Below are 23,449 nucleotides of genomic sequence, written 5' to 3'. Positions count from 1 at the left end.
AACAAAAAACCGCCTGCAAGGCGGTTTTTTGTTGCTTATTGCGCAGCCTTACAGCGACTTGCCACTGCCTCTTCGACGCGCCAGCCAGGCAATGATTTCTCCCATCACACCACGGCGGAATGCCAGCACACAGACGACAAAGATAAAGCCGGTGACGATGGTCACAGACTCGCCCAGCGTGCTGAACCACTCCACGCCAGTGAGCTTGGACAGGAAGCTGCCAAAGTCGCCAATCTTGTTTTCCAGCGCCACCACAATGGCAGAACCCACGATAGGACCCGACAAGGTGCCCATGCCGCCCATCAAGGTCATCAACACTACGTGACCTGACGATGTCCAGTGCACATCAGAGAGCGTGGCAAAGCCCAGAACCACGGTTTTGAGCGAACCGGCCAAGCCTGTGATGGCGGCAGACAACACAAACACCAGCAGCTTGAAACGGTTCACGTCATAGCCCAAAGAGATAGCACGTGGCTCGTTCTCTTTGATGGCCTTGAGCACCTGACCAAATGGCGAGTGCACGGTGCGCACGATGACCAGAAAGCCCAGCACGCAGATGACGAGCGCCACGTAATACATGGTCAGGTCGCTGCTCAAATCAATCACGCCAAACAGCTTGCCACGCGGCACGCCCTGCAAACCATCTTCACCACCGGTAAACGGAGCCTGCAGCGCCACAAAGAACAGCATTTGCGCCAGTGCCAGCGTGATCATGGAGAAGTAAATGCCCTGGCGGCGAATGGCCAGCCAGCCTGCGAGCAAGCCCAGGGCTGCACCACCCAAGGTGCCCAGCAGCATGCCCAGCTCTGGCGTAAAGCTCCACACCTTGATGGCATGGCCCGCCATGTAGGCCGCACCACCCAGAAAGGCAGCATGGCCAAAAGAGAGCAGCCCGGTGTAGCCCAGCAGCAAATTGAAGGCTGAAGCAAACAGTGCAAAGCACATGAGCTTCATGACGAACACAGGATAAGCGCCAAAGAAGGGGGCGAAAATCAGAGCCAGCAGCAACAAGCCGTAGCCAAAGAATGCAAGTTTCTTGGAAGTCATGGTGTGTGCCCCTTCTTATTTCTCTTTGCCGAACAAGCCGGCGGGGCGAATCAGGAGAACGATGACCATGATGACAAACACCACGGTGGACGAAGCTTCGGGGTAGAACACCTTGGTCAGGCCTTCAATCACACCCAGACCAAGGCCCGTGAGGATGGAGCCCATGATGGAGCCCATGCCGCCAATGACCACCACAGCAAACACCACGATGATCAGGTTCTGCCCCATGAGCGGTGTCACCTGGTACACCGGCGCTGCCAGCACGCCAGCAAAAGCGGCCAGCGCCACGCCAAACGCGTACGTCAGGGTGACCATCAGAGGCACGTTGATACCAAAGGCTTCAACCAGACGCGGGTTCTCGGTGCCTGCGCGCAGGTAGGCTCCCAGACGGGTTTTCTCAATCACGTACCAGGTGGCAAAACACACCACCAGCGATGCCACTACAACCCATGCACGGTAGTTGGGCAGGATCATGAAACCAAGGTTGGTCGCCCCCTCCAGCAGCTCGGGGGTGTCATACCCAAGGCCCGAAACACCGTAGATCGAGCGAAACACACCTTCAATCAGCAGCGACAACCCAAGCGTGAGCAACAGGCCGTAGAGGTGATCGAGTTTGTAGATCCAGCGCAGCAAGAACCGCTCAATCAAAACCCCAAATGCCCCCACAACGAGCGGAGCCAATATCAGCATGGCCCAGTAGTTGATACCCAAATAGCTCAAGCCCATCCAGGTGACCATGGCCCCCAGCATGAACAGTGCGCCATGCGCAAAGTTGATGACGTTGAGCAAGCCAAAGATGACGGCCAGCCCAAGGCTCAATATTGCATAAAACGAGCCATTGACCAGCCCCAGCAATAGCTGGCTGAGCAGGCCCGGCAATGAGACACCGAAGATTTCCATGAGAGAGACGCTAGTGATTGGACAGGTGTGCCCTGGTAGATGTGGAGCGCACGCCTGCGCAATGCAGGCGTGCTGCGGTCACATCACTTCCAGAGCGCGCATTTGGTGTCGGCCTTGGTCGTCCAGACGGTGTCTGCAGGCAATGTCTGCAGCACTTTCAGGTAGTCCCAGGGTTTTTTGGATTCGGCAGGTGACTTGGCTTCCACCAGGTACATGTCGTGGGCGTAGGTGCCATCAGGGCGAATGACACCCTTGCCGTAAAAGTCTGACAGCGGCGTGCTCTTGAGGTAGGCCATGACCTTCTCAGAGTCGGTGCTCTTGACTGCATCAACGGCCTTGAGGTATTGCATGACTGCGGAGTAATCCGCAGCCTGTACATCTGTAGGCATGCGCTTGGTCTTGGCAAAGAACTTGTCAGCGAACTTGCGTGACTCGTCATTCATGTCCCAGTACCAGCTGGTGGTGTGCAGCAGGCCTGCCGTGTTCTTGAGGCCCAGCGAGTGAATATCTGTCAGGAAGACGAGCAAACCAGCGGTCTTCATGCTCTTGTCGATACCGAATTCTTTGGCCGCCTTGATGGCATTGATGGTGTCGCCACCTGCATTGGCCAGCCCGAGAATGTGCGCTTTGGAGCTTTGTGCCTGCAGCAGGAAGCTGGAGAAGTCCGAAGCATTGAGCGGATGGCGCACGCTGCCCTTGACGGTGCCGCCCTTGGCCTTGATCACGGCAGTGGTGTCGGTTTCCAGTGCCTGGCCAAATGCATAGTCCGCCGTCAGAAAGAACCAGTCTTTGCCACCACGGTCCACCACAGCACCACCCGTACCCTTGGCCAGCGCCACGGTGTCATATGCATAGTGAATGGTGTAGGGGTTGCACTGCTCATTGGTCAGTGCAGAGCTACCCGCACCATTGTTGATGTGCAGGCGTTTTTTCTCATTGGCCACTTGCGAGACCGCCAGTGCGGTGCCGGAGTTGGTGCCACTGAAGATCAGGCTGATGCCTTGCGTATCAATCCACTCACGCGCCTTGCTGGCGGCAATGTCAGCCTTGTTCTGGTGATCGGCAGACAGCAGCTCAATGGGCTTGCCCAGCACCTTGCCACCAAAATCATCAATCGCCATCTGCATGGCCACTGCGCCGTTCTTGCCCTCTACGTCTGCGTACAGACTGGACATGTCCGTCACAAACCCGATGCGCACCTTGTCTTGGGGCTGCGCATGCGCCGTTGCTGCCATCAGGCCTGCGGCCCCCAGCATTAAAGCTAGTTGGGTGAAATTGCGTTGCTTGCTCATTGCCTTGTCTCCTTGGTGGATGTGGTGGCTTACGCCTTATGAAAACCATGCCCTGACACACTGCGTATACGGGCGGCAAACACTTGAGAACGCGAAACATTTGCGGCAAGGCGCAGATCCAGCCAGATCAGCACCCTGCCAGCATTCAGAGGGTTACTTCCACAGAGCGCACTTGCTCTCTTCCTTGGTGGTCCAGACCTGATCGGCCGACAGCTTGCTCACTACCTTGTAGTAGTCCCATGCTTCCTTGGATTCGGCCGGTGCCTTCACCTGCATCAGGTACATGTCGTGCGCGAAGCGGCCGTCCGGGCGAATCACGCCCTGGGCGTAGAAGTCCTTGATCGGGGTGCTCTTGAGTACAGCCATCACCTTGTCTGCATCGGTGGTGCCGGCCTTTTCAATGGCTTTCAGATACTGCGTTGTGGCCGAGTAGTTGGCGGCCTGAATATCGGTAGGCATGCGCTTGGTCTTGGCCTGGAACTTGCGGCCAAAGGCGCGCGTTTCGTCATTGAGGTTCCAGTCCCAGCTGGTGGTCAGCAGCAAGCCTTCGGTGTTCTTGAGGCCCAGGCTGTGCACGTCGGTAATGAACACCAGCAAACCAGCCATCTTCATGGTCTTGTTGATGCCGAATTCACGCGCAGCCTTGATGGCGTTGATGGTGTCGCCACCGGCATTGGCCAGACCCAGAATCTGAGCTTTGGAGCTTTGCGCCTGCAGCAGGAAGCTGGAGAAATCCGATGCGTTGAGCGGGTGGCGCACGCTGCCCTTGACGGTGCCGCCCTTGGCTTTGACGACCTTGGCGGTATCTGCCTCCAGGGCGTGACCAAAGGCGTAGTCTGCTGTCAGAAAGAACCAGTCTTTGCCACCGTTTGCCACCACCGCTGTGCCTGTGCCCTTGGCCAGAGCCACGGTGTCATAAGCGTAGTGCACGGTATAGGGGCTGCATTGTTCATTGGTCAGCTGCGATGCACCGGCACCATTGACAAAGTACACGCGCTTTTTCTCTTGCGCGACCTTGGCGAGCGCCAGGCCCACGCCAGAGTTGGTGCCACCAAACAGCATGGTGAGGTTTTGCGTATCGATCCATTCACGCGCTTTGGTCGCAGCAATGTCTGGCTTGTGCTGGTGATCTTGTGTCAGCAGTTCGACGGGCTTGCCCAGCACCTTGCCACCAAAGTCATCAATGGCCATCTGAATGGCCAGTGCACCGTTCTTGCCGTCCACATCCGCGTAGTTGCTGGACATGTCAGTGATGAAGCCAATCTTGACCTTGTCAGGCTCTTGCGCATGGGCCATGCCGGCCATGGTCAAAGACAGGGCCAAGGCGGTCAAGGGGGAAGTCATTGCGTGCATGTTGTCTCTTTGTCTTTATGAATGGGAGCAGGAAAAGCGAGCGTCTTGGTGCGGTTACACACCCAAGAGTTCATTGAGCACCGGCATCTTTGCGTCGAGCTGGGATGCAGAGAAAGTTTCCACAATGCGGCCGTGTTCCATGACGTAGAAACGGTCGGCCAGGGGCGCTGCAAAACGGAAGTTCTGCTCCACCATGACAATGGTGTAACCCTTGGCACGCAGTGTGTGAATCATGCGAGCCAGCGCTTGCACGATCACCGGGGCCAAGCCCTCGGAGATTTCATCGAGCAGCAGCAAACGCGCGCCTGTGCGCAAAATGCGCGCTACGGCCAGCATTTGCTGCTCACCGCCGGACAAGCGTGTGCCCTGACTGTGGCGCCGCTCGGCCAGATTGGGGAACATGGCGTAAATTTCTTCAACGCTCATGCCTTCATGGCCAGTCTTCAGCTGTGGGGGCAGCAGCAGATTTTCTTCGCACGAAAGGCTGGAGAAAATGCCGCGTTCTTCAGGGCAGTAGCCCACGCCGAAATGCGCGATCTTGTGAGTGGGCAAGCCGATGGTCTCTTGGCCATGGAGCTTGACGGAACCTTTGCGCGCGCCCGTCAGCCCCATGACGGCACGCATGGTGGAAGTGCGCCCTGCACCGTTGCGCCCCAGCAGCGTCACGACTTCACCCGGCTGCACCACCATGTCGACGCCATGCAGGACGTGCGATTCACCGTACCAAGCTTGCAGATTGCTAATTTCCAGCGCTGGGGCCGTGTTGTTCTGTTCGGCCATGGTTAGTGCGCTCCCTGCAGTTGACCGTCGGTGGTGCCCATATAGGCTTCCATCACCTGTGCATTGCTGGAGACTTCGGCGTAATTGCCCTCTGCCAGCACTGCACCGCGTTGCAGCACGGTGATGCGGTCAGCAATGGTGGAGATGACTTTCATGTTGTGCTCCACCATCAAAATGGTGCGGCCTGCCGAGACTTTTTTGATGAGCTGGGTGACGCGGTCTACATCCTCGTGGCCCATGCCTTGCGTGGGTTCGTCCAGCAGCATCAGCTCAGGCTCCATCGCCAGCGTGGTGGCAATTTCCAGCGCACGTTTGCGGCCATAAGGCAGGTTGACGGTGACTTCGTCTGCCATATCAGCCAGCCCTACCTCATGCAGCAACTCCATCGCACGGCCATTGAGCTGGTTCAGCGTGCTCTCGCTCTTCCAGAAATGGAACGCTGTGCCCAGCTTGCGCTGCAGCCCCACGCGTACGTTCTCCATCAATGTCAGGTGGGGAAATACGGCAGAAATCTGGAACGAACGAATCACACCACGGCGGGCGATCTGGGCCGGTGCCTCACGGGTGATGTCATGGCCGTTAAAGCGGATTTCACCCGACGTTGGCTCCAGAAACTTGGTCAGCAAGTTGAAACAGGTGGTTTTACCCGCGCCGTTTGGGCCGATGAGCGCATGGATGCTGCCGCGCTGCACCGAGAGATTCACATGGCTGACTGCCGTGAACCCTTTGAACTCTTTGGTGAGATTGGTGGTTTGAAGAATAACGTCGCTCATTGCGCCCAAGCTGCTCCGTGGTGGAGGTGCGGCGCTGGCAGGCTTTTGGCCTGTTCCAAGCATGCACCGAGTTCTATGTTGCGGTGCATCGTATGTGGGAGATTTCCGGCAACACACTAGGAGTTGTGCCTAAGCCTTACAACCTAAGCACTTACCCTATTGGGTGCGTATTGAGCATTAAATTCTTTTAAATCAAGCACATAAGCATTGACCATCGCGGCGGTCGAAGTCTCGCATGCTGTCGTCCTAGAACCTTCTCGGCAGCTTTTTGTCAGCTTCAGCGGTGCTGAAATGACCTGCATCAACCGGCTTTCAATAAAAATAGCTATCAACGCTTATCAGTAAACGACTTCAGATACAAAACTATCTGAAACGCTTGCTACATAAGCGATAATCGCTCATTTTTTAAATTAACTTATTGCAATGTTTCTTTACTGCCCTGGGGCAAGGCCAAAGGCATGACAGGCACGCCCTCTTCCAGCAGTTCCATCGCTTGTCTGGGTGTGGCTTGACCACGGATGGGCCGCTGCGGCTCTTCACCCTTGTGCATGCGCAAGGCTTCGTCGGCAAAACGATCGCCCACATCTTCGGTTTTTTGCGCAATCTCGCGCGAGGCTTGCAGCCAGGCAGCTTGCAAGGCTTGCTGCTTGCGGCGGTCGTCAGCGTTGATAGCAGGCGTTGGCGCTGGAGCAGTTGCCCCCACCACCGCGTTCGCTGTCGCTGCCGGTGCGCTGGCAGGTGCTTTGGCACCAAAATTCAAGCGCGGAGCACTCAGCCCTTTGCGCAGCTGCTGGCTGCCGCACATGGGGCATTGCACCAGACCCTTGTCCATCTGGTTGCGAAAATCAGCTTCAGAGCCAAACCAGCCTTCAAATACGTGGTCCAGCGGGCAGTGCAGGTCAAACACCTTCATGGCATCAAATCAAAAGGAGACGTTCAGGAGGAGACGTAAAAAAAGCAGAGACTAAGCTCTGCTTGATAGAAATGCACGCCAAGTTTAGCGGCTGCGGCGCTTGGTCAGGTAGCGCCAGACAAAGCCCGGAAAGGCCAACGTCACAAACAGCGTTGCTGTAATGGCGTAGAACTCCCAGCCTTGCGGATAGATCTGCCCCAGGCGGCGCTCCAGCGCCAAAGCCAGCAGGCCGACCAGAAAGTACAACAGCACCAGCTCAGCCAGCCTGCCCCACATAGGCTTCTCTTTAGAAGATGCCATGGGGCCAGCAGCAAGCCAGCGTTCATTCATAAAAGGCAAATTGGCGGCCACAAGGGCCACCAAAATTACAAGCCAGATGGAAGCGGTTTGAGTCACGCTTCACATTATGGGTCAGGATGCCAGGGCGCGGACAATGGCATCCGCACACAGCGACATCAAACCACCAGGAACAATGCCCAAGATCAAGACCAGTGCACCATTGACGGTCAGTACGGCACGCACATCCCATGGTGCCGAGATGGTGGCAGCGGTCACAGGCTTGTCAAAGTACATGACCTTGACCACGCGCAGGTAGTAGAAGGCGCCAATCAGCGACATCACCACGGCAAAGATGGCCAGACCAATGTAGAAGGTCTCACCCGAAGCAATCAGCGCTTGCAGCACGGACAGCTTGGCGTAGAAACCCACCAGCGGTGGAATACCTGCCATGGAGAACAGGCACGCGGCCATGATGCCGGCGTACAGGGGGCTGCGCTGGTTCAAGCCTGCCAGATCCGAGATTTCTTCGCTCTCAAAGCCTTCGCGTGACAGCAGCAACACCACGCCGAACGATGCCAGCGTTGTGAGCACATAGGTCACTACGTAGAACATGGAAGAGCTGTATGCATTGGCAGCGCGTGCAGGATCAATCTCGCCGTCAATCACGCCCGACAGCAGACCCAGCAGCACAAAGCCCATCTGCGCAATGGTGGAATAGGCCAGCATGCGCTTGAGGTTGGTCTGCGCAATAGCGGCAAAGTTACCCACCAGCAAGGAAGCAATCGCCAGCACAGCCAGCATTTGCTGCCAGTCAAACGCCAGCGGCAGCATGCCATCCACCAGCAGACGGATCACGATGGCAAACGCTGCCAGCTTGGGCGCGCCACCAATGAGCAGCGTCACGGCAGTTGGAGCGCCGTGGTAGACGTCCGGAATCCACATGTGAAACGGTGCAGCACCGAGCTTGAACGCCAGACCAGCCACGACAAAGACCAGACCAAATACCAGAATCTGGTGCTTGATTTCGCCGGAGCTGATGGCCTTGAAGATTTCACCGATGTCCAGCGAGCCGGTTGCACCGTAAACCATGGACAGGCCGTACAGCAAGAAGCCGGACGCCATCGAACCGAGCACAAAGTACTTCATGGCCGCTTCTGTGGCCAGCGTATGGTCACGGCGCAGCGCCACCAGTGCGTAGCTCGACAGGGTCAGCAGCTCCAGACCCAGGTAGATCAGCAGCAGGTTGTTGGCACTGATCATGATGAACATGCCCAGCAACGCAAAAGTGGACAGGCTGAACAGCTCGCCGCCGCGCAGCATGTCGCGATCCGCGGCATAAGGGCGGGCATAAACCAGCGTCACCATCATGGCCACGGTGGCAAAGCACTTGAGCCAGTTGCCCATGGCGTCAGAGACGACCATGTTGCCCCAGCCATAGAAGGTGTTGCCGCTGAGCGCGTAGTTGGCCTGCAAAACAGCTACCACTGCCAGCGTCAACATGGTCAGCACATAGGTGCCGGTGCGGCGGGCGCTTTTCACGCCCAGGTCCACCAAGGTAATCACGCATCCCATGACCAGGAGCACGATCTCAGGGTAGATCGAAAGCCAGCTGATGTTGTCAATCATCTCAATCTCTCAGTTCAGTCTGGTCAAGGAAGCTTGGATTGGGCGACGTGCTTGAGCAGCTCAGTCACCGACGGATCCATCACATCCGTGAACGGCTTGGGATAGATACCCATGGCCAGCACGGCAATCGCCAAAATGCCCAACACCAAAAACTCACGGCAACCGATGTCGTCCAGGTTCTTCACGTTGTCGTTGCCAATGGGGCCCAGATACACGCGCTTGTACATCCACAGGGTGTAAGCCGCGCCAAAGATCAGCGCAGTAGCAGCCAGCAGGCCCACCCAGAAGTTAAATTGCACGGCACCCAAAATCACCATCCACTCGCCCACGAAACCAGCGGTAGCAGGCAGGCCGCAATTGGCCATGGCAAACAGCAGCGCAAACGCAGCAAACTTGGGCATGGTGTTGACCACACCGCCGTAAGCGGCAATTTCACGCGAGTGCACACGGTCGTACAGCACGCCAATACACAGGAACATGGCACCTGAGACAAAGCCGTGGGCAATCATTTGCACAATGCCGCCCGAGACGCCCAGATCATTGAAGATGAAGAAGCCCAGTGTGACAAAGCCCATGTGCGCCACCGACGAGTACGCCACCAGCTTTTTCATATCCTTTTGCACCAAGGCCACCATGCCCACATAGACCACAGCGATCAGTGACAGGGCAATCATCAGCCATGCGTATTCACGCGCAGCATCCGGGGCGATAGGCATGGAAAAGCGCAGGAAACCGTAAGCGCCCAGCTTGAGCATGATGGCCGCCAGCACTGCAGAGCCGCCTGTAGGCGCTTCCACGTGCACATCGGGCAACCATGTATGGAATGGGAACATGGGCACCTTCACTGCAAACGCAGCAAAGAACGCAAAGAACACCAAGGTCTGAGGCAGCATGCCCAGTGGCAGCTTGTGCCATGTCAGGATGTCAAAGCTGCCACCCGACTGGTTGTACAAGTAGATGATGGCCACCAGGGTGAGCAGCGAGCCCAACAAGGTGTACAGGAAAAACTTGAACGCAGCGTAGATCTTGTTGGGGCCGCCCCAGATACCAATGATCAGGTACATGGGGATCAAGGTGGCTTCAAAGAACACGTAGAACAGCAAGCCGTCCAGCGCACAAAAGACACCAATCATCAGACCCGACAGCACCAGGAACGCACCCATGTACTGGTTAACGCGCTCGGTGATGTTTTCCCACGATGCAAGCACCACGATCACCGTGATGAAAGCCGTCAAAGGCACGAACCACATGGACAAACCGTCCAGGCCCAGGTGGTACTGAATGCTAAAGCGCTCAATCCACATGAACTTCTCTACGAACTGCATGTTCGCGGAGGTGGTATCAAAACCCGTAATCAACGGCACCGTGACCAGCAAGCCCAAGATGGAGCCAATCAACGCTACCCAGCGCACGCCACGTGCGCAGCTGTCCTTGCCAAAGGCCAGCAGGAGGACACCAAAGATGATGGGTGTCCAAATGGCAAGACTCAACAAACCCATTTTTGTTCTTCCTTACTTGTTGAGCCACACGAAGTAGGTCATGAGCAAGAAGATGCCCAAAATCATGACCAACGCATAGTGGTAGATGTAGCCCGACTGGAACCAGCGGATCACCGATGCGATCTTGCCTACCAGCTTCCAGGAACCGTTCACAACGAGACCGTCGATCACAGCCTGGTCACCGGCCTTCCAGAACACCGTGCCCAAGACACGCGAACCGCGGGCAAAGATGTTTTCATACACCCAGTCCACGCCGTACTTGCCTTCCAGCACTTGGTACAGACCAATCTTCTTGGAGAACGCCATGATGGCAGCAGGAATCTGTGGCTTGACCATGTAAAACACATAGGACACCACCACACCCGCCAGCGCCAGCCAGAACGGAGCAGTCTGGAAACCGTGCAGCGCCATGGGCAGCCAGCCGTGAATCTTCTCAGCCAGCTCAGTCATTGCGCCGTGCTTGGCATGGTCAATAAAGATCACACCATTGAAGAAGTCACCAAACAGCATGGGCATCAGCGCAATCGCGCCAATCACCACCGAAGGAATGGCCAGCAGCACCAGCGGAGCAGTCACCACCCAAGGCGACTCATGCGGCTTGGCATCGTGACCATGACCGTGGTCGTCGTGACCGTGGTGGTCATCGTGGTGCGCATCCGGATTCTGGTCGTAGCGCTCTTTACCGTGGAATACGAGGAAGTACAGACGGAAAGAGTAGAACGCCGTAATGAACACACCCGCGAGCACTGCAAAATTTGCAAAGCCAGACGCAGGCAGGTTCGATGCGTGAACCGCCTCGATGATGGCGTCCTTGGAGTAAAAACCCGAGAAGAACGGCGTGCCGATCAGCGCCAGATTACCCAGCAAGAACGTGATCCAGGTGATGGGCATGTACTTGCGCACGCCACCCATCCAGCGAATGTCTTGGTTGTGGTGCATGCCCATGATCACAGAACCGGCCCCAAGGAACAGCAACGCTTTGAAGAAAGCATGCGTCATCAGGTGAAACGTTGCCACGGAGTAAGCAGACACGCCCAGTGCAATCGTCATGTAACCCAGCTGCGACAGCGTGGAGTACGCAATCACGCGCTTGATGTCGTTCTGGATGATGCCCAGGATGCCCATGAACAAGGCAGTAATGGAGCCGATCACCAAGATGAAGTTCAACGCCACATCCGACAGCTCATACAGCGGAGACATGCGCGAAACCATGAAGATACCGGCCGTCACCATCGTTGCCGCGTGAATCAGCGCAGAAATAGGTGTGGGGCCTTCCATGGAGTCTGGCAACCAGGCATGCAGCGGAAACTGCGCCGACTTGCCCATCGCACCGATGAACAAGCAAATGGCAGTCACCGTGACCAGCAACCAGTCAGTTCCAGGCAAAGTGGTCGCCTGAATCTCTGGCAGCTTGGCAAAGATTTCGCTGTAGTTCAGCGTGCCTGTGTAAGCAGCAATCAAGCCAATGCCCAGGATAAAACCGAAGTCACCCACACGGTTGACCAAAAAGGCCTTCATGTTGGCAAACGTGGCCGAGGGCTTCTTGTAATAGAAACCAATCAGCAGGTACGACACCAGGCCCACCGCTTCCCAGCCGAAGAACAGCTGCAGCAGGTTGTTACTCATCACCAGCATCAGCATGGAGAAAGTGAACAGCGAGATGTACGAGAAGAAACGGTTGTAGCCGTCATCTTCTTCCATGTAACCCATGGTGTAGATGTGCACCATCAGCGACACAAAGGTCACCACGCACATCATCATGGCGGTGATGGAATCGATCAGAAAACCGATTTCCATCTTCAGGCTGCCCACGGTCATCCACTCATAGATAGTGGCATTGAAGGTTGCACCTTCAAACACCACGGCCTGGAATGTCAGCGCCGACAAAATGAAAGAAACCACCACGCCCAAGATGGTGAGCGAATGGCTCACCCCACGGCCGAATTTGTTGCCACCAAAAGCGGTGCCAAATATGCCCGCCAAAACAGAACCTGCCAGCGGAGCCAGAGGTACTGCCAGGAGCATGGATGCAGAAAGTGTTTGACTCATTCTTCAGAACCTTGCAAATACCGGCGACTCAACCCTTGAGGGTATTGAGATCTTCCGCATTGATACTGGACTTGTTACGGAACAGCAGCACCAGAATGGCCAAGCCAATCGCTGATTCTGCGGCCGCAACCGTCAGGATGAAGAACACAAACACTTGACCATGCATATCTCCCAGATAGTGAGAGAAAGCGACAAAGTTGGTGTTAACCGCCAAAAGCATCAGTTCAATGCACATCAACAGAACGATCAGATTTTTCCGGTTCAGAAAAATACCAATCACCGAGATGGCGAACAGCATGGCTCCCAGCGTTAGGAAGTGCCCGAGTGTGAGCGTCATTTTTTCTCCTCCACGGCAACCTCACCCTCAGCTGCTGGTGCAACTGCTGTTTGTGTTGGCGCCATCTTGACCAGACTCACACGGTCTTTAGCACGCACACGAACCTGAATGGCTGGGTTGATTGCCTTTGTGTCTTTGCGTTTGCGCATCGTCAGCGCAATGGCTGTGATCATCGCTACCAGCAACAAGATGGCTGCGATTTCAACGGGGTACAAATACTCTGTGTACAGCAGGCGACCCAAAGCCAGGGTGTTGGAATAAGGGATCACTTCACCGTGCTTATTCAACAACTCTGCCACCGGACGCGCTTCGTCCACCGAGCCAAAGCCTGCCATCAGTACCAGCGCCATCTCCAGTGCAACAACAGCACCCACAAAGGCAGCCACTGGAAAATGCTTCCAGAAACCCTGGCGAACGCGGTCAATGCGGATGTCCAACATCATGACCACGAACATGAAGAGCACCATCACAGCACCCAGATACACCACCACCAGGGCGATGCCCAGGAACTCGGCTTTGAGCAGCAACCAAATACCTGCGGCTTGTGAGAACGCAAGAATCAGGTTCAACACTGCGTGCACGGGGTTACGCGATGTGATGACTCGGAAGGCTGCAAAAAGCATCACCGCCGAGAAAAGATAAAAGAAACCAGTTTTGGCATCCATGATTCGAATCTTTCTGGATCAGGAGCCGCTTTAGCGGTACTTGGCATCCGCAGCCTTGGCTGCAGCGATGTCGGTTTCGTAGCGGTCACCCACAGCCAGCAACATGTCCTTCGTGAAGTACAAGTCGCCACGCTTTTCGCCGTGGTACTCAAAGATGTGCGTTTCCACAATCGAATCGACCGGGCAGCTTTCTTCGCAGAAACCGCAAAAAATGCACTTGGTCAAGTCGATGTCATAGCGCGTCGTACGGCGTGAGCCGTCATCGCGCACATCTGACTCGATGGTGATGGCCATCGCAGGGCAAACGGCTTCACACAGCTTGCAGGCAATGCAACGCTCTTCGCCGTTTTCATACCGACGCAGCGCATGCAGACCACGAAAACGTGGAGACAGAGGTGTTTTTTCTTCAGGAAACTGAATCGTCACATGCGGCGCAAACGCCTTGCGACCTGTCAGGGCCATGCCCTTGAACAGTTCCACGAGCATGAAGCTCTTGAAGAAATCCTTGATCGAAAAAGGTGTAGCAGCAACAGCAGCCATTGGTGTCCCCGCTTAATTCCAAATGTTCCAAGGCGAGTGCAACCAAGCACCCACGATGACCAGCCACACCAAGGTGACAGGGATAAAGATCTTCCAGCCCAGACGCATGATTTGGTCATAGCGAAAGCGTGGGAAGGTCGCTCGAATCCAGATAAACAAGCTGACCACGAAAGCTGTCTTTGCAGCCAGCCAGATCCAGCCGGGAATAAAGGACAAGGCTTCCACCGGTGGCAACCAGCCGCCCAAGAACATGGTGACGGCCAAAATGGACACCAACCACATGCTGGCGTATTCAGCCAGGAAGAAGATCGCAAAGCCCATGCCCGAGTACTCGACCATGTGACCCGCCACAATTTCCGACTCGCCTTCCACCACGTCAAACGGGTGACGGTTGGTTTCGGCAACGCCCGAGATCAGGTACACAAAGAAAATCGGCAGCAGCGGCAGCCAGTTCCAAGACAGGAAGCTCAGGCCCAGGTCTGCAAACTGCCCTTGACCCTGGCTCAGCACAATCTGTGTCAGATTCATGCTGCCAGTCACCATGATGACCACCAAGAAGCAAAAGCCCATGGCAATTTCATAGCTGATCATTTGTGCCGAGGCACGCAGCGCGCCCAAGAAGGCGTACTTGGAGTTGGAAGCCCAGCCCGCAATGATCACGCCATACACTTCAATAGAAGTAATCGCCATGACCAACAGCAAACCTGCGTTCACGTTGGCCAGTGCGACTTCGGGGCCGAAAGGCACAGCCACCCATGCCGCCAGAGCCGGCATGATCGCCATCACGGGACCGACATAGAACAGTCCCTTGGATGCCACTGTGGGCATGATCAACTCTTTGGTCAACAGCTTCAAGCCATCAGCCATAGGTTGCAGCAAGCCCCACGGACCCACGCGATTAGGGCCTGGACGCACCTGCATCCAACCAAGGAACTTGCGCTCCCACAGCGTGAGGTAAGCCACCGCAATCATCAGCGGGGCAACAATCGCGATGATGCCCAGCAGCACCCAGATAACGGGCCAAGCAGCCTCTGTCCACCAGGCAGCGTCCACCAGGCCAGCGCCTGAAATTTTGAGTGCATCAATCATGCTGCACCTCCCACTTGTGCCTGGCGCGCATCTGCCGTCAGTTGCAGCGAAGTTGCACGACGGACAAGGCTGTCCAGTTGATAAATGCTAGCCACGGCAGGTTCAGCCACGACTTCGCTGGGCACTTGCACTGCCACCTTGGTCACGTTGCTCAGTGCCTGGGCAGGCACCACCTGGGTGTCTGCACCAATCGCCATTGCCAGCACGTCTTGTGAAGACTCGTAATCGACGCCTTGCACGCCCAGCAGGTTGGCCAGTACACGCAGCACTTTCCAAGCTGGACGAGTTTCCGCCAAAGGCTTGACCACGGCATGGAAGCTTTGCACACGGCCCTCAGCGTTCACAAACGTACCTGAAGTCTCGGAGAAAGGCGCGATCGGCAGCAGCACGTCGCTGATTTCCATGTTGGCCTTGAAGGGACTGAGTGTCACGACCATCTCGGACTTGTTCAGACCCTGAAGTGCTTGCTGGCCAGCAGCCGAATCAAAAGCAGGCTCAGTGTTCAGCAAAATCGCAGCTTTGAGTCCGCCAGCAATCATCTGTGCAGCATTCAAACCGCTGGTCTGAGGCTGCGCCTTGACCCATTGCGCACCGACGGTGTTGGCCGCCTCGCTCAGATAGCCAACGCTGGCTCCTGTCTGCTCACCGATCCAGTTGGCCAGGGCCAAAAGCTCATCAGCGTGCGCATGGTGGGCTGCAGCATTACCCAGCAAAACGGCTTTACGCTCGCCAGCCAAAAGTGCATGTGCAATGGCGTCAGCTTCCACGTTGCTCTGCGCTGCTGCTGGTGCTTGCACACCCTTGATTTGCGCCACAGCTGCCGCAATGTCAGCCAAAGCTTGCGCCCAATCCTGAGCAGCCACGACAGATGCTTTAACGGGCATGGCCCAGTCATAGACCTTGCTGTTCAGTGCGAAGACCTGGGCACCCTTTTTCGCAGCTTGGCGAATACGTTGTGCAAACAGTGGGTGGTCTTTACGCAGATTGGAGCCGACAACCAAAACGGCCTGAAGCTCAGACAGCGATGCAATCGATGTGCCCAACCAGCGCACACCTTCTGCCGCGTTGAACTGCGCATTACGCAAACGCCAGTCAATGTTGTCGCTGCCCATGCCGCGCAACAGCTGACCCGTCAAGAACAGCTCTTCCAATGTGCTGTGCGGGCTCACCAAAGCACCAATGCTCTGCGCACCGTGCTGGTCTTTCACTTGCTTGAGGCCGTTGGCAACGTACTCCAGCGCAGTTTGCCAATCCACCGTCTTCCATTCGCCACCCTGCTTGATCATGGGCTGCGTCAGGCGCTCTTCACTGTTGAGCGCTTCATAAGAAAAACGATCACGGTCAGCAATCCAGCATTCGTTGATCGCCTCATTCTCAAAAGGAACGACACGCATCACCTTGTGGTTCTTGACCTGAACAATCAGGTTCGAACCGGTCGAATCATGCGGAGACACCGACTTGCGGCGTGACAACTCCCAAGTACGAGCGCTGTAGCGGAAAGGCTTGCTGGTCAAAGCGCCCACAGGGCACAAATCGATCATGTTGCCCGACAGCTCGGAGTCAACGGTGTCGCCAATCACAGTTGTGATTTCGGAATGCTCACCGCGGTTCACCATGCCCAGCTCCATCACCCCGGCCACCTCTTGGCCAAAGCGCACGCAGCGGGTGCAATGAATACAGCGGGTCATCTCCTCCATGGAGATCAGTGGCCCGATATCCTTGTGAGCGACAACACGCTTTTCCTCTTCATAGCGTGAACCAGTACCGCCATAACCCACGGCCAAGTCTTGCAACTGGCACTCACCACCCTGATCGCAGATAGGGCAATCGAGCGGGTGATTGATGAGCAAAAACTCCATGACTGACTGCTGCGCCTTGATAGCTTTTTCGCTCTTGGTGCGCACAATCATGCCTTGCGTCACTGGCGTGGCACAGGCAGGCATGGGTTTAGGGGCCTTCTCCACTTCTACCAAGCACATACGGCAATTGGCAGCGATGGAAAGTTTCTTGTGGTAACAGAAATGCGGAATGTAAGTGCCGGCCTTCTCCGCAGCATGCATCACCATGCTGCCAGGAGCGACCTCCACTTTCTTGCCGTCTAGTTCAATTTCAACCATATGTCTCTCGCGATCAGGCGACTGTGGAGTCGGTCTTTGTAGCCGCGGCAATCTTGGCTTCAAATTCGTGGCGGAAATGCTTGATCATGGCGCGCACAGGCATTGCTGCTGCATCACCCAGCGCACAAATCGTGCGGCCCATGATGTTGACGGACACGGAGTCCAGCAACTCGATATCTTCGGGACGTCCTTCGCCTTCCTGGATGCGTTTAACCACGCGCCATAACCAGCCCGTGCCTTCACGGCAAGGCGTGCACTGACCGCACGACTCGTGCTGGTAGAAATAGGACAAACGCAACAGACTCTCAACCATGTCGCGCGAATCGTCCATCACGATCACAGCCCCGGAGCCAAGCATGGAGCCTGCCTTGGAGATGGAGTCGTAATCCATCGTGCATTCCATCATGATGTCCGCTGGCAGCACAGGCGAGGACGATCCACCAGGAATCACAGCCTTAAGCTTGCGCCCAGTGCGCACACCACCGGCCAGCTCCAGCAACTTGCTGAAAGGTGTACCCATCGGAACTTCATAATTCCCGGGCAGGTTCACATCACCACTGACCGAATAGATCTTGGTGCCGCCATTGTTCGGCTTGCCACACGCCAGATACGCTGCGCCGCCATTGCGAATGATCCAAGGTACAGCAGCAAAAGTCTCTGTGTTGTTAATGGTCGTAGGCTTTCCATACAGACCAAAACTTGCAGGAAATGGTGGCTTGAAACGGGGTTGACCCTTCTTGCCTTCCAAAGACTCCAGCAAAGCAGTTTCTTCGCCGCAGATGTAAGCGCCAAAACCATGGTGAGCATGCAGCTGGAAACTGAAGTTGCTGCCCAAGATGTTGTCACCCAAATAGCCAGCAGCACGAGCCTCTTGCAGTGCTTCTTCAAACCGCTCATAGGCCTGGAAGATTTCACCGTGGATATAGTTGTAACCCACATTGATGCCCATCGCGAAAGCGGCAATCGCCATGCCTTCAATCACGATGTGGGGGTTATGCACCAAGATCTCACGGTCTTTGCACGTACCCGGTTCGCCCTCATCTGAATTACAGACCAAATACTTTTGACCGGGGAATTGGCGAGGCATGAAGCTCCACTTGAGCCCCGTAGGAAAACCTGCGCCGCCACGACCACGCAAGCCCGACTCTTTCAGCGTAGCAATGACTTCATCTTGCGTCAGGCCATTGCCACCATCCATACCCAGCAATTTGCGCAGCGCTTGGTATCCACCGCGTGCTTCATAGTCCTTGATAGACCAGTTGCTGCCATTGAGGCCCGCATAGATTTGAGGATCAATGTGACGGTCATGGAAACAGGTTTCCTTGCCCGAGGCCACGAACTTGGCCAAGACGTCTTGTGCAGAGATAGTCATGCTTGTCCCTCCGCAGCGCGCAAACCGTCAACCAGCTCGTCCAGCTTGTCATTGCTCATCAAGCTGCACATGCATCGGTCATTGACCAGCATCACAGGAGAGTCAGCGCAGGCGCCCAGGCACTCAGACTGCTGCAATGTGAACATGCCATCTGCTGTGGTCTCACCCATCTTGATGCCCAGCTTGGACTCAAGGTGATGCAAGGCTTTATAGCCATCACGCAACTGGCAAGGCAAGTTGGTGCAGACATTCAGCTTGTACTTGCCCACAGGCTTTTGGTTGTACATGTTGTAGAACGTAGTGACTTCATGCACTGCGATCTCAGGCATGTCCAACACGTCGGCGATCACCGCCTCGCTTTCAGGGCTTACCCAACCCAGCTCTTGCTGCACGATAGTCAAACATGCCATCACTGCAGATTGCTTCTGGTCAGCCGGGTACTTGGCCACTTCACGCGCAAAACGCGCTTTGGTCGCTTCAGTAATCATCGGTCAATCTCTCCGAACACGATATCCATGGTGCCAATGATGGCCACCACGTCGGACAGCATGTGGCCACTGACCACTTCGTCCATCATCGCCAAGTGGGCGAACCCAGGGGCGCGAATTTTCAAGCGATAAGGCTTGTTTGCGCCATCACTTACCATGTAAATACCGAATTCACCCTTGGGATGCTCAACCGCAGCATAAGCCTCGCCTTCCGGTACACGGAAGCCTTCGGTAAACAGCTTGAAGTGGTGAATCAACGACTCCATGTTGGACTTCATGTCCTCGCGGGCTGGCGGCGCAATCTTGTGATTTTCAGTAATCACCGGCCCGGGGTTGGCACGCAGCCACTTGATACATTGCTTGATCAGTTCATTGGATTGGCGCATTTCTGCGACACGCACCAAATAACGGTCATAGCAGTCACCGGTTTTACCCACTGGAATGTCGAAGTCCAGCTCGCTGTACACCTCATAGGGCTGCTTCTTGCGCAGATCCCAGGCAACGCCAGAACCACGCAGCATGGGTCCTGTGAAGCCCATGTTCAAGGCGCGCTCAGGCGTCACTACCCCAATCCCAACCATACGCTGCTTCCAGATACGGTTGTCAGTGAGCAACGACTCGTACTCATCCACGCACGCGGGAAAGCGATTGGTAAAGTCTTCAATGAAATCCAGCAACGAACCTTGGCGGTTGGCATTGAGTTTTTCAATTCCCTTGGCATTGCGCACCTTGCTCGCTTTGAACTGCGGCATGGTGTCAGGCAAATCGCGATACACGCCACCCGGACGGAAGTAAGCTGCATGCATGCGTGCGCCAGAAACCGCCTCATACATGTCAAACAGGTCTTCGCGCTCACGGAATGTCCACATCAGCACCGTCGAAGCACCGCAGTCCATGCCGTTTGAGCCCAGCCACATGAGGTGATTGAGCAAGCGTGTAATTTCGCTGAACATCACTCGGATGTACTGCGCACGCTTTGGCACTTCCAGGCCCAGCATCTTTTCGATAGCCAGGCAATATGCATGCTCATTGCACATCATGGACACATAGTCCAGCCGGTCCATATAAGGCAGCGACTGGATATACGTTTTGTGCTCAGCCAGTTTTTCAGTACCGCGGTGCAGCAGACCCACGTGCGGATCCGCGCGCTGTACCACTTCGCCGTCGAGCTCGAGAACCAGACGCAGCACACCGTGGGCTGCCGGGTGCTGAGGACCGAAGTTGATGGAATAGTTTTTAATTTCAGCCATGATCGTCAACCAACAGGCGCAATGCGCTTGTTAGTGCAGTCCTCCGTAGTTCTCTTCACGGATGATGCGTGGAGTGATCTCGCGCGGCTCAATCGTGACAGGTTGGTAGACCACACGTCGCTGCACAGTGTCATACGTCATTTCAACGTGACCCGACAGCGGGAAGTCCTTGCGAAATGGATGACCGATGAAACCGTAGTCTGTCAAAATTCGACGCAGATCCAGGTGGCCTTCGAAAATGATGCCAAACAGGTCGAAAGCTTCACGCTCAAACCAGTTAGCACTGCTCCACAGATCACACATAGAAGCGACCACAGGCATGTCATCGTCTGGACACATGACACGCACTCGCACGCGCTGGTTCAAACTTACAGACAGCAAATGGCAGACCACGGCAAAACGAGCGCCGTCACGACCTGTTTCTTGGTAGGCAGAATAATCCACACCGCACAGATCAATCAATTGTTCAAATTGGCAGCCGGGAGCATCACGCAATGTGCGCATGACATCCAAGTAATTGGCTGCGTTCACTTCAACAGTGACCTCATCCAACGTTACAGCGATGCTGCGAACCCGGTCGCCCAAAGCGGCAGACAGCAAACCCCGAAGCTCTTCGGGCTGAATAGCAAAAGCGGACATCCTCTCGGCTCCTTAAACGCGGGCGATGGTGTTCGTGCGGCGAATTTTCTGCTGCAACTGAATGATGCCGTAGATCAGCGCTTCCGCTGTGGGGGGGCACCCAGGCACATAGACGTCTACCGGAACGATACGATCACAACCACGTACCACAGAGTAGCTGTAGTGATAGTAGCCACCACCGTTGGCGCAAGAGCCCATAGAGAGCACCCAGCGAGGCTCTGACATCTGGTCATATACCTTGCGCAACGCCGGAGCCATCTTGTTGCACAACGTGCCCGCCACAATCATCAAGTCAGACTGGCGGGGCGACGGGCGAAACACCTCTGCTCCAAAGCGCGCCAAATCGTAGCGAGCGGCCGCTGAATGCATCATCTCTACAGCACAACAGGCCAGACCAAAAGTCATGGGCCAAATCGAGCCAGTCTTTGCCCAGTTCACCACAGCGTCGTAGCTGGTGGTGACAAAGCCTTCTTTCATCACGCCTTCAATCATCGTGTGTCCTTATTTGAGGAGTGCGTGTACTTATTCCCAATCCAGGGCGCCCTTTTTCCATTCGTAAGCAAAACCTACGACAAGAACGGTCAGGAAAATGAGAACAGCGACGAAACCAGCCATGCCGACGTCTTGCAGCGCAACGGCCCAAGGCAACAGGAAAGCGATTTCCAGATCAAACAAGATAAACAGAATGGCGATGAGATAGAAGCGCACATCGAACTTCATGCGCGCATCTTCAAAGGCTTCAAAGCCGCATTCGTATGGGGAGTTTTTGGCGGCATCAGGGCGATTTGGGCCCAGTACATAGCCAAGAATGAGTGGAACGACTCCCACAGCGATGCCTACTAAGATGAAAAGCAGGACCGGGAGATATTGCTCGAGGTTCATGTGAGGTCGCGTTTTCCGCTTGTTGACCTTGCCCTCGACCACTGCCTGATCATGGGCAGGCTGTATTTTGATGGTGCCGTCGGCGAGACTCGAACTCGCACAGCTTTCGCCACTACCCCCTCAAGATAGCGTGTCTACCAATTCCACCACGACGGCATTTTTAAGTCTCAAATCACCTGGATAGCATGAGGAGCCCCCTCTAACAGGGCTATCGCTTTCCAAGCAACCTTTGGATTCTAGCCTGAAAAATGCTGCGCCACAGCATTCATCAGGCGTTTGATCCAATTATTTAGCAGGAACCTGTTCCGCACCTTGCACGGGAGCAACAGGTATCGTGCTGTCCACCGCGGGCGCTGCAGGAGCAGTCACCGCAGGAACTGGAACACTTTCCAAAACACTGCCAGTGCTCACAGGGCGAGCGTTGCCCAGATAGGCCAGCGCAAGTGTCGCCACAAAGAATACCGTCGCCAAAACCCCTGTACTGCGCGACAGGAAGTTTGCACTGCCGCTAGCACCAAACAAGCTGCCCGATGTGCCGCTGCCAAACGCAGCCCCCATATCCGCACCCTTGCCGTGCTGAATCAAGATCAAGCCAATCATGGCCAAGGCTGTCAACATCTGCACAGCCAAAATCAATGTCGCAAACGCGCTCATTTTTACTCCTCAGTTAAACGCACTCAGCACGCCAATCAGTTGGCGGCCGCAATTATCTGCAAAAAGTCAGCGGCCTTCAGTGAGGCGCCGCCCACCAAACCACCATCAATGTCCGCCTGCGAAAGCAGCTGTGCGGCGTTGGCTGCATTCATGCTGCCGCCGTAAAGCAGTGGCATGCGCGCAGCGTGTTCAGTCGCTGCAGCAAGCTGCGCACGCAACACCGCATGCACGGCCTGCGCCTGCTCTGGCGTTGCTGTCTTGCCAGTACCAATCGCCCACACAGGCTCGTAGGCTACAACCAACTCACTGGTGCAATGGCCTACATGGTGAATGACCGCGGCCAGCTGACGCTTGACCACTTGCTCGGTTTGCCCGGCCTCACGCTCGTCCAGGGTTTCACCCACGCACACAATGGGTGTCACACCCTTCGCTAGCGCAGCCTGGGCCTTGGCCGCAACCATGGCATCCGTCTCGCCATGATATTGGCGGCGCTCAGAGTGCCCGACCAAGACATAACGAACCCCTACATCCTGCAACATGCTGGCGGACGTTTCACCCGTATAGGCGCCCTTTTCATGCTGCGAGACATCTTGCGCCGCCAACGCCACACCGGTGCCCTGGACCAGTGCTTGCACTTGCGCCAAATAGACGGCCGGGACCGCCACACCAACACCACAGCTCAAGGGCGAGGGCAGCCCCTGAAGCACTGCCGAAACCAAGTCTGCATTAGCCTGCAGACTGCCATTCATTTTCCAATTGCCAACAATCAGTTTCTTCATGGAGTCACAACATCATCAAGATGGATTGATCACAGTATCAGGCAGCAAGCCCATTCACCTTGCACAAAAAGGATTTAAACCAAGTACGGCTTAAATCCTTTTCAGAAAGCACTAGAGGCTCACTGT

General features: G+C 55.6%; 24 protein-coding genes and 1 tRNA gene. All 25 read right to left on the bottom strand.

What is annotated here, in order from left to right:
- Positions 1 to 48: 48 nt before the first annotated feature.
- On the bottom strand, positions 49 to 1,047 hold the full coding sequence (locus tag IB213_RS07315; RefSeq protein ID WP_191722998.1) for a branched-chain amino acid ABC transporter permease: 999 nt from the start codon (positions 1,045 to 1,047) through the stop codon (positions 49 to 51).
- 15 nt (positions 1,048 to 1,062) lie between these two features.
- On the bottom strand, positions 1,063 to 1,947 hold the full coding sequence (locus IB213_RS07310) for a branched-chain amino acid ABC transporter permease (protein WP_191722999.1): 885 nt from the start codon (positions 1,945 to 1,947) through the stop codon (positions 1,063 to 1,065).
- A gap of 83 nt (positions 1,948 to 2,030) precedes the next feature.
- Positions 2,031 to 3,239: an ABC transporter substrate-binding protein gene (locus tag IB213_RS07305; protein WP_191723000.1), complete on the bottom strand. Its 1,209-nt coding sequence runs from the start codon at positions 3,237 to 3,239 to the stop codon at positions 2,031 to 2,033.
- A 153-nt stretch (positions 3,240 to 3,392) separates the two neighbouring features.
- A complete protein-coding gene (locus IB213_RS07300; protein WP_191723001.1) occupies positions 3,393 to 4,583 on the bottom strand; it encodes an ABC transporter substrate-binding protein in 1,191 nt (396 codons plus the stop codon).
- Positions 4,584 to 4,646: 63 nt separating this feature from the next.
- Positions 4,647 to 5,372 (bottom strand): ABC transporter ATP-binding protein, encoded by a 726-nt coding sequence (locus IB213_RS07295; protein WP_191723002.1) that lies wholly within the window; start codon positions 5,370 to 5,372, stop codon positions 4,647 to 4,649.
- Positions 5,373 to 5,374: 2 nt separating this feature from the next.
- Positions 5,375 to 6,145, bottom strand: a complete 771-nt coding sequence (locus tag IB213_RS07290; RefSeq protein WP_192405845.1) for an ABC transporter ATP-binding protein — start codon at positions 6,143 to 6,145, stop codon at positions 5,375 to 5,377.
- Between the two features lie 415 nt (positions 6,146 to 6,560).
- Positions 6,561 to 7,058: a DUF1178 family protein gene (locus tag IB213_RS07285; RefSeq protein WP_192405844.1), complete on the bottom strand. Its 498-nt coding sequence runs from the start codon at positions 7,056 to 7,058 to the stop codon at positions 6,561 to 6,563.
- Positions 7,059 to 7,142: 84 nt separating this feature from the next.
- Positions 7,143 to 7,454 carry a DUF2818 family protein gene (locus IB213_RS07280; protein ID WP_191723005.1) on the bottom strand — a complete coding sequence of 104 codons (312 nt, stop codon included), beginning with the start codon at positions 7,452 to 7,454 and terminating at the stop codon, positions 7,143 to 7,145.
- Between the two features lie 15 nt (positions 7,455 to 7,469).
- On the bottom strand, positions 7,470 to 8,963 hold the full coding sequence (nuoN, locus tag IB213_RS07275) for an NADH-quinone oxidoreductase subunit NuoN (protein WP_191723006.1): 1,494 nt from the start codon (positions 8,961 to 8,963) through the stop codon (positions 7,470 to 7,472).
- Between the two features lie 23 nt (positions 8,964 to 8,986).
- Entirely contained in the window at positions 8,987 to 10,462 is a 1,476-nt protein-coding gene (locus tag IB213_RS07270) for an NADH-quinone oxidoreductase subunit M (protein WP_191723007.1), read from the bottom strand.
- A gap of 12 nt (positions 10,463 to 10,474) precedes the next feature.
- Complete coding sequence (gene nuoL, locus IB213_RS07265) at positions 10,475 to 12,511, bottom strand: NADH-quinone oxidoreductase subunit L (protein ID WP_191723008.1); 2,037 nt, start codon at positions 12,509 to 12,511, stop codon at positions 10,475 to 10,477.
- A 28-nt stretch (positions 12,512 to 12,539) separates the two neighbouring features.
- Positions 12,540 to 12,848 carry an NADH-quinone oxidoreductase subunit NuoK gene (gene nuoK, locus IB213_RS07260; RefSeq protein ID WP_191723009.1) on the bottom strand — a complete coding sequence of 103 codons (309 nt, stop codon included), beginning with the start codon at positions 12,846 to 12,848 and terminating at the stop codon, positions 12,540 to 12,542.
- Entirely contained in the window at positions 12,845 to 13,513 is a 669-nt protein-coding gene (locus IB213_RS07255) for an NADH-quinone oxidoreductase subunit J (RefSeq protein ID WP_191723010.1), read from the bottom strand. The genes nuoK and IB213_RS07255 overlap by 4 nt, the downstream gene beginning before the upstream one ends.
- A gap of 30 nt (positions 13,514 to 13,543) precedes the next feature.
- A complete protein-coding gene (gene nuoI, locus IB213_RS07250) occupies positions 13,544 to 14,053 on the bottom strand; it encodes an NADH-quinone oxidoreductase subunit NuoI (protein ID WP_191723011.1) in 510 nt (169 codons plus the stop codon).
- A gap of 12 nt (positions 14,054 to 14,065) precedes the next feature.
- Positions 14,066 to 15,142 (bottom strand): NADH-quinone oxidoreductase subunit NuoH, encoded by a 1,077-nt coding sequence (gene nuoH, locus IB213_RS07245; protein ID WP_191723012.1) that lies wholly within the window; start codon positions 15,140 to 15,142, stop codon positions 14,066 to 14,068.
- Positions 15,139 to 17,259: an NADH-quinone oxidoreductase subunit NuoG gene (gene nuoG / locus IB213_RS07240; protein ID WP_191723013.1), complete on the bottom strand. Its 2,121-nt coding sequence runs from the start codon at positions 17,257 to 17,259 to the stop codon at positions 15,139 to 15,141. Before nuoG ends, nuoH begins: the two co-directional genes overlap by 4 nt.
- A 13-nt stretch (positions 17,260 to 17,272) precedes the next feature.
- The gene (gene nuoF, locus IB213_RS07235; protein WP_191723014.1) at positions 17,273 to 18,631 is read right to left on the bottom strand and encodes an NADH-quinone oxidoreductase subunit NuoF; all 1,359 of its coding nucleotides are present in this window, start codon (positions 18,629 to 18,631) and stop codon (positions 17,273 to 17,275) included.
- On the bottom strand, positions 18,628 to 19,119 hold the full coding sequence (gene nuoE / locus IB213_RS07230) for an NADH-quinone oxidoreductase subunit NuoE (protein WP_191723015.1): 492 nt from the start codon (positions 19,117 to 19,119) through the stop codon (positions 18,628 to 18,630). The genes nuoF and nuoE overlap by 4 nt, the downstream gene beginning before the upstream one ends.
- A complete protein-coding gene (locus IB213_RS07225) occupies positions 19,116 to 20,369 on the bottom strand; it encodes an NADH-quinone oxidoreductase subunit D (RefSeq protein ID WP_191723016.1) in 1,254 nt (417 codons plus the stop codon). Before IB213_RS07225 ends, nuoE begins: the two co-directional genes overlap by 4 nt.
- Positions 20,370 to 20,399: 30 nt before the next feature.
- The gene (locus IB213_RS07220; protein ID WP_191723017.1) at positions 20,400 to 21,008 is read right to left on the bottom strand and encodes an NADH-quinone oxidoreductase subunit C; all 609 of its coding nucleotides are present in this window, start codon (positions 21,006 to 21,008) and stop codon (positions 20,400 to 20,402) included.
- 12 nt (positions 21,009 to 21,020) lie between these two features.
- The gene (locus IB213_RS07215; protein ID WP_191723018.1) at positions 21,021 to 21,500 is read right to left on the bottom strand and encodes an NADH-quinone oxidoreductase subunit B family protein; all 480 of its coding nucleotides are present in this window, start codon (positions 21,498 to 21,500) and stop codon (positions 21,021 to 21,023) included.
- A 30-nt stretch (positions 21,501 to 21,530) separates the two neighbouring features.
- The gene (locus IB213_RS07210) at positions 21,531 to 21,890 is read right to left on the bottom strand and encodes an NADH-quinone oxidoreductase subunit A (protein ID WP_191723019.1); all 360 of its coding nucleotides are present in this window, start codon (positions 21,888 to 21,890) and stop codon (positions 21,531 to 21,533) included.
- Between the two features lie 71 nt (positions 21,891 to 21,961).
- Positions 21,962 to 22,046: transfer RNA gene (locus IB213_RS07205), tRNA-Leu, on the bottom strand.
- A gap of 129 nt (positions 22,047 to 22,175) precedes the next feature.
- Positions 22,176 to 22,544, bottom strand: coding sequence for a preprotein translocase subunit SecG (gene secG / locus IB213_RS07200; RefSeq protein ID WP_192405843.1), 369 nt, complete (start codon positions 22,542 to 22,544; stop codon positions 22,176 to 22,178).
- A 35-nt stretch (positions 22,545 to 22,579) separates the two neighbouring features.
- The gene (tpiA, locus tag IB213_RS07195; protein ID WP_191723021.1) at positions 22,580 to 23,323 is read right to left on the bottom strand and encodes a triose-phosphate isomerase; all 744 of its coding nucleotides are present in this window, start codon (positions 23,321 to 23,323) and stop codon (positions 22,580 to 22,582) included.
- Between the last annotated feature and the right edge of the window lie 126 nt (positions 23,324 to 23,449).

This window comes from Comamonas sp. CMM02, from assembly GCF_014851485.1.
GTDB classification, from domain to species: Bacteria; Pseudomonadota; Gammaproteobacteria; order Burkholderiales; family Burkholderiaceae_C; genus Comamonas; species Comamonas avium.
The sequence above is the reverse complement of the archived record's forward strand: the minus strand, read 5'-3'. Positions and strand labels throughout refer to the sequence as shown.

Excerpts from the sequence above, each read along its gene's own strand:
- nuoL (WP_191723008.1), bottom strand. The coding sequence starts at position 12,511 with ATGAGTCAAACACTTTCTGCATCCATGCTCCTGGCAGTACCTCTGGCT.
- secG (WP_192405843.1), bottom strand. The coding sequence starts at position 22,544 with ATGAGCGCGTTTGCGACATTGATTTTGGCTGTGCAGATGTTGACAGCC.
- IB213_RS07315 (WP_191722998.1), bottom strand. The coding sequence starts at position 1,047 with ATGACTTCCAAGAAACTTGCATTCTTTGGCTACGGCTTGTTGCTGCTG.
- nuoH (WP_191723012.1), bottom strand. The coding sequence starts at position 15,142 with ATGATTGATGCACTCAAAATTTCAGGCGCTGGCCTGGTGGACGCTGCC.
- nuoN (WP_191723006.1), bottom strand. The coding sequence starts at position 8,963 with ATGATTGACAACATCAGCTGGCTTTCGATCTACCCTGAGATCGTGCTC.
- nuoI (WP_191723011.1), bottom strand. The coding sequence starts at position 14,053 with ATGGCTGCTGTTGCTGCTACACCTTTTTCGATCAAGGATTTCTTCAAG.
- nuoG (WP_191723013.1), bottom strand. The coding sequence starts at position 17,259 with ATGGTTGAAATTGAACTAGACGGCAAGAAAGTGGAGGTCGCTCCTGGC.
- IB213_RS07295 (WP_191723002.1), bottom strand. The coding sequence starts at position 5,372 with ATGGCCGAACAGAACAACACGGCCCCAGCGCTGGAAATTAGCAATCTG.
- IB213_RS07300 (WP_191723001.1), bottom strand. The coding sequence starts at position 4,583 with ATGACTTCCCCCTTGACCGCCTTGGCCCTGTCTTTGACCATGGCCGGC.
- IB213_RS07270 (WP_191723007.1), bottom strand. The coding sequence starts at position 10,462 with ATGGGTTTGTTGAGTCTTGCCATTTGGACACCCATCATCTTTGGTGTC.
- IB213_RS07290 (WP_192405845.1), bottom strand. The coding sequence starts at position 6,145 with ATGAGCGACGTTATTCTTCAAACCACCAATCTCACCAAAGAGTTCAAA.
- nuoE (WP_191723015.1), bottom strand. The coding sequence starts at position 19,119 with ATGATTACTGAAGCGACCAAAGCGCGTTTTGCGCGTGAAGTGGCCAAG.
- nuoF (WP_191723014.1), bottom strand. The coding sequence starts at position 18,631 with ATGACTATCTCTGCACAAGACGTCTTGGCCAAGTTCGTGGCCTCGGGC.
- IB213_RS07215 (WP_191723018.1), bottom strand. The coding sequence starts at position 21,500 with ATGATTGAAGGCGTGATGAAAGAAGGCTTTGTCACCACCAGCTACGAC.
- IB213_RS07255 (WP_191723010.1), bottom strand. The coding sequence starts at position 13,513 with ATGGATGCCAAAACTGGTTTCTTTTATCTTTTCTCGGCGGTGATGCTT.
- IB213_RS07210 (WP_191723019.1), bottom strand. The coding sequence starts at position 21,890 with ATGAACCTCGAGCAATATCTCCCGGTCCTGCTTTTCATCTTAGTAGGC.
- IB213_RS07310 (WP_191722999.1), bottom strand. The coding sequence starts at position 1,947 with ATGGAAATCTTCGGTGTCTCATTGCCGGGCCTGCTCAGCCAGCTATTG.
- IB213_RS07285 (WP_192405844.1), bottom strand. The coding sequence starts at position 7,058 with ATGAAGGTGTTTGACCTGCACTGCCCGCTGGACCACGTATTTGAAGGC.
- tpiA (WP_191723021.1), bottom strand. The coding sequence starts at position 23,323 with ATGAAGAAACTGATTGTTGGCAATTGGAAAATGAATGGCAGTCTGCAG.
- nuoK (WP_191723009.1), bottom strand. The coding sequence starts at position 12,848 with ATGACGCTCACACTCGGGCACTTCCTAACGCTGGGAGCCATGCTGTTC.
- IB213_RS07225 (WP_191723016.1), bottom strand. The coding sequence starts at position 20,369 with ATGGCTGAAATTAAAAACTATTCCATCAACTTCGGTCCTCAGCACCCG.
- IB213_RS07220 (WP_191723017.1), bottom strand. The coding sequence starts at position 21,008 with ATGTCCGCTTTTGCTATTCAGCCCGAAGAGCTTCGGGGTTTGCTGTCT.
- IB213_RS07305 (WP_191723000.1), bottom strand. The coding sequence starts at position 3,239 with ATGAGCAAGCAACGCAATTTCACCCAACTAGCTTTAATGCTGGGGGCC.